The sequence below is a fragment of the Myroides sp. LoEW2-1 genome, from assembly GCF_009767705.1.
Taxonomy (GTDB): Bacteria; Bacteroidota; Bacteroidia; order Flavobacteriales; family Flavobacteriaceae; genus Flavobacterium; species Flavobacterium album_A.
Genome location: NZ_WSPP01000156.1, coordinates 1 through 3,237, shown reverse-complemented (window position 1 = coordinate 3,237; position 3,237 = coordinate 1). Strand labels below are relative to the sequence as shown.

At 34.6% G+C, this 3,237-nt stretch carries 3 protein-coding genes; 2 read left to right on the top strand and 1 reads right to left on the bottom strand.

The features are described 5' to 3' along the window. Window positions 1-176 precede the first annotated feature (176 nt). Both GOQ24_RS09465 and GOQ24_RS09460 read left to right on the top strand, forming a co-directional pair. Window positions 177-509, top strand: a complete 333-nt coding sequence (locus tag GOQ24_RS09465) for a hypothetical protein (protein WP_230381527.1) — start codon at window positions 177-179, stop codon at window positions 507-509. 230 nt (window positions 510-739) lie between these two features. Further along, entirely contained in the window at window positions 740-2,422 is a 1,683-nt protein-coding gene (locus GOQ24_RS09460; protein ID WP_243731265.1) for a PepSY-associated TM helix domain-containing protein, read from the top strand. A gap of 110 nt (window positions 2,423-2,532) precedes the next feature. On the opposite strand, the gene GOQ24_RS09455 is transcribed toward GOQ24_RS09460, so the two are convergent. Beyond that, the gene (locus GOQ24_RS09455) at window positions 2,533-3,096 is read right to left on the bottom strand and encodes an NADAR family protein (protein ID WP_160339558.1); all 564 of its coding nucleotides are present in this window, start codon (window positions 3,094-3,096) and stop codon (window positions 2,533-2,535) included. Window positions 3,097-3,237: the final 141 nt, after the last annotated feature.

Here is a 3,237-nt window from a genome sequence, read left to right as displayed (position 1 = left end):
ACAATACACTATATTACACTTTTTTATACCCTATCGTGTTAAAATTTACAGTACAAATTCAAGGCCATTTTTTGTCATCTTTATATTATTATTACTTTATCAAGTAAATTTTATCATTATTTCTTATTGTAGAATAGAAATATTGAGTACTTTTGTTTTTAATTAATCTAAATAAGATGCATACTGTACTATTTACTATTATTGCATTTGGTTTTTTTATGCTTTACAATACATCGAAAAAAGTAAAGTTCGAAAAGCAATGTGCTCTAACAAATTGGATAAGAAATAACAAAAAGATAGCCACTATATTAGCTTATAGTTTATTAGCAATTAGTTTTGTTTTAGAAATACGCTTAGATGGCTTTGCTATTGGGGCATTTACCTATTTCGTCTATCTGATGTTTATAGGTATAGCCATTTTATCACTCTACCCAACTATCGCTATTAAAACCAAACACATTGCATCTATAGTAGGGTTATGTCTTTTTTTTGAAGTAGTTATATTCTAATCACTTGTCATGCCAGCAAATAAAAAACACTTAGAAACCTCAATCTTACAAAGGTTTTTAAAGATTACCGCGGGATTAATCGGAGGGCTTTTACTCACCGTTACCCTACACTTGTTCTTCATGTATTTTTTTAATAAAGAAGTTGTTTATACCACAATGTTTGTCACAGCATATATTATATGGGCATCTCTATTTGTCGTAGCCTTCTTGTTTGACAATGGCTTAAAAGTATGGGGGATCTACTTAGGTCTGAGCTTGTTGTTTTACCTACCCTATTTACTTTAAGACAGACTACATTACACAATACTATCAAAAAAACCATGAACGTAAAAAACTACAATCGATATTTTCACCTACATACAATCAGTGGAATTATCATTACAGTAATATTATATATATTCTTTTTTGCAGGCTCATTTGCCTTTTTTAAAAATGAAATAAACAGTTGGCAAAATAATGCTCCTAAAAAACAATATTCAGCCACAACAATAGACTACGAAACAATCTTAGATTCCATTGATACACAGTATGGGTTATACGGAAGAAGTGTATCTTTTAGACTTTCGCAAAAAACAAGAGCAGTAGGCCTGAATATTCAAGCAACTCAAGATTCGCTAAACCCCAAAGCTAAAGAAAGAAGTTTTGGCAGTTTGGATCCAGAATCACTTGAACTAAAAAGTTACAGTGAAGGATATGCCTTAGGAGAGTTCTTATACCGTCTACATTTTTTTGCGCAGGTAAACTCCTTAGGTAATTTCATGGGATGGCCTATTGGCTATATGATTGCGGGGTTTGTTTCGTTTGCCTTTTTATTTGCCCTTATTACAGGTCTATTAGTACATTGGCAAAAAATAGTATCAAACTTTTACATCTTTAGACCTTGGGAAAAAATAAAAACGGTGTGGACTGACCTACACACTGCCTTAGGAGTTATTTCCTTCCCATTTCAGCTAATCTTTGCTGTTACTGGCTGTTACTTTCTGATGAACTACTATATCATCATGAATAGCGTAGCGCTAATCGGTTACCAAGGGGATAATCAAAAACTACAAGAAGAGGCCAGCTACAGAAGATCACAAAGCAAGGAAATTGTATTTCAAAATAAGCCTTTAGGCAAAGAAGTTGACTTAAACTACTATGTAGATAAGACAATCCAAAAATGGGACGGCGCTATCCTATCAATGGTTCAAGTAACCAATTATGGAGACCAAGGAATGACTGTGCGAATTACAGGTAATGCTCCAAGAGAAAAGCGCTTTCACAGTCAAGGAGAAATCATATACGAAGTAGCCACCGGTGAGCAACAAGAAATTAGCAATCCCAACAAAGCACCAGGATATGGTTATACCTTTGCCAATATTATATACGAATTGCATTTTGGCGCATTTGGAGGATATGCCACTCGTATCGCTTACTTCTTAGTAGGTATTGCTGGATGTATTGTCATCCTATCGGGAGTACTGATTTGGCTTGTAGCAAGAGATAAAAAAAATGTACCAGAACGCAAGCGTAAATTTAACTTTTGGCTGGCAAACATATATATGGCAATTTGCTTATCGATGTATCCAATTACAGCTTTAAGTTTCATCGCAGTAAAAATAAATCCAAATGCAGGTCAAGAATATATATATTCTTTCTATTTTTGGAGCTGGCTCATAGCTTCAATACTGCTATCTGCACGTAAGAGCATTTATAAAACCAATCGAGATTGCCTTTTATTAGGTAGTATCATTGGACTTATTATACCTCTGGTCAATGGTATTGTGACAGGTTCATGGTTTTGGGACAATTGGAAAAACGGGTATCACGATATCCTATTGATAGATTTGTTCTGGATTATTGTGCCTATTATTACGCTCATTGCATGGAAATTAATAAGAAATAAACATGAGCAAAAACAAATGACAAATTAAAGAGAAACGCTTTGGCAATGCCAAAGCGTTTTCTTTTTATCGCAAAGCAAGTAATGCTATAACGCAAAACTACCTATGAGTTTTAAACTAATGTGAAGCCGAGGGGTAAACTATTCTCCTGCTAATAAATACCTTACCTCCATTAAAGCAAAACCCAAGAGATTCAGTCCATTCCACTGCATTGGGTTATTGATTTTCTCATTATCAGCAGCTAAACCGACTCCCCAAATGGTATCCACAGGGCTTGCCTCTACCAGTATTCTATTTATGGTATTGAGTAAGAACTCCTTCAAATCTGCATTCTGATTGAATTTGTGATAATTGCCTTCAACGACAATCGCGTAGCGATTCTCTACCCAGACATCTTCCTTAAAGCCTTTTACTTCTCTACCTAAGGCCTTCATCTCCATAGGACTTTTCGCCTGCATAATGCGGTTGTATATCTCAACATCGTTAAATAGTAAAGCTTTCTGTGCCATCATCCAATGTTCTGTAGAAACATACACTTGTCCATCAACTGCAAACGGAGAAGACCACCATTGACTAAAACACGAAGAGGTAATCAAACCGCTCTTGCTCTTTTGATGTCCCCAAAAAAATACGTATTTCCCCCGTTTGCCTTTTCGATAATCCTCGATATGTCGCTTTAAACTATATTGCTTTTCAAATTTCATCGCTTACTTTACTTATTTTAAGTAACGCAAAATTAAATAAATAAAACAAGATGAACTCTCCCTTTTAATACACAGCATCAAAAACACCTTGCGCTGTAGAAATTAAAATTATTTGATTGTTATAAAATAAAGCATTAACAT

What these genes read in the sequence shown, in the direction of transcription:
- GOQ24_RS09455 (WP_160339558.1), bottom strand. Translation starts at nt 3,096, where the DNA reads ATGAAATTTGAAAAGCAATATAGTTTAAAGCGACATATCGAGGATTAT.
- GOQ24_RS09460 (WP_243731265.1), top strand. Translation starts at nt 740, where the DNA reads ATGGGGGATCTACTTAGGTCTGAGCTTGTTGTTTTACCTACCCTATTT.
- GOQ24_RS09465 (WP_230381527.1), top strand. Translation starts at nt 177, where the DNA reads ATGCATACTGTACTATTTACTATTATTGCATTTGGTTTTTTTATGCTT.